The following is a 1,181-nucleotide window of genomic DNA, read 5'->3' as shown; positions in this document are numbered from 1 at the left end:
CCATAAAGAGGGATTCGCTGTAGCCCACGACAAGGTAAAAGCTGCTGGGATAGACCAAGATCATCAAACTTGCCAAAGCTTGCCAAAGCAAGGGGATCTGCCAGCGGCGGTAAAATAGGAAAAGGTAAATCCACATCAGCCAGCAAAAGAGCTGGGCAGTGAGATAAAGCCCCAGCTCCGGATCAACTCCTAATAGGCGGCTCATTATGGTCACTGCCAGCGGATAGCCGGGAAAGAAAGCTGCATTGCTCTGCTCGTAGGCAATCTTGTCAAAGCCCACAAACTGATACCCCCGCTCCACAATGCTCAGGTACCAATAGCTATCGCGCTGGCTCAGGGCTGCAAAAGCAGAAGCATAGCTGCCGCGTTTTGTCCAAAGGTATATCGCCAACACTTGCAGGATAGTCAGCGCTAAGCCCAGCAAAAAAATCCGAGTAGAGAAGCCAACTAAACATTTGCGAATCTGCTGCAGCAGAGGGCCAGGGCGCAAACTCATCAGCTTCACCACCAAGGTTCGATCAAGCCACCCAAAGATGCTGGACGTAGCGCCAGGCGAGGATTTGGTTTAGGGCAAAGAAGACTAAAGCCAAGATCCAGTAGCCCAGCCTCAGGACACTGCCAAGATAGAAACGCACCTGTTGGGGGATGAAGCTGAAATCGGTGTATCTGATCCCATGCAACCAGGCCAGCACCTGCAGGGTGTGAATCGGCAGACAGTAGCGGATCATACTTCTCTGGGCCACGGCACTCATGCCGGCCACGGAAATGGAGAACATAATCCAGGCAGCCAAATGGAGCCCCAGCCGCTCCTGCCAGCGCCGGCTCTTGCCGGCCAGGACACTCCACCCATCCAGCAAACTGGTAACAACTAGGGATCCCAGGGTGAGGGGAACAAACAGTTGACTGAGGGAAATGGCCCATATCCCATCCCCCAAAGCCTCGGAAAAGGAAAACAAAGACTGCCAGTACCCAAGAGAAAAGAGGGGGGCATAAGTACGAGGTTGAATAATAGCCAGGTAATCGAAAGAACTGGGGCCAAAGTAGCGCTGCATTTCCAGGTAGAGATCCCAGCGGCCAAAGCGGAGCTGACAGTAGAGGAAAAAGCTCAGCCCGCCCGACAAGGCCAAAACAACGGCGCTGGCTGTCCAAAACCAAGGGCGGGATAGCCGCAGCAGAGGAAC

At 53.8% G+C, this 1,181-nt stretch carries 2 pseudogenes; both read right to left on the bottom strand.

The features are described from left to right. Positions 1-496: pseudogene (locus NW857_RS13080) on the bottom strand (hypothetical protein); the annotation flags it as partial. Positions 497-518: 22 nt separating this feature from the next. Beyond that, positions 519-1,181: pseudogene (locus NW857_RS13075) on the bottom strand (hypothetical protein); the annotation flags it as partial.

It is taken from the genome of Synechococcus sp. H55.9 (assembly GCF_047462355.1).
Lineage (GTDB): Bacteria > Cyanobacteriota > Cyanobacteriia > Thermostichales > Thermostichaceae > Thermostichus.
The sequence above is the reverse complement of the archived record's forward strand: the minus strand, read 5'-3'. Positions and strand labels throughout refer to the sequence as shown.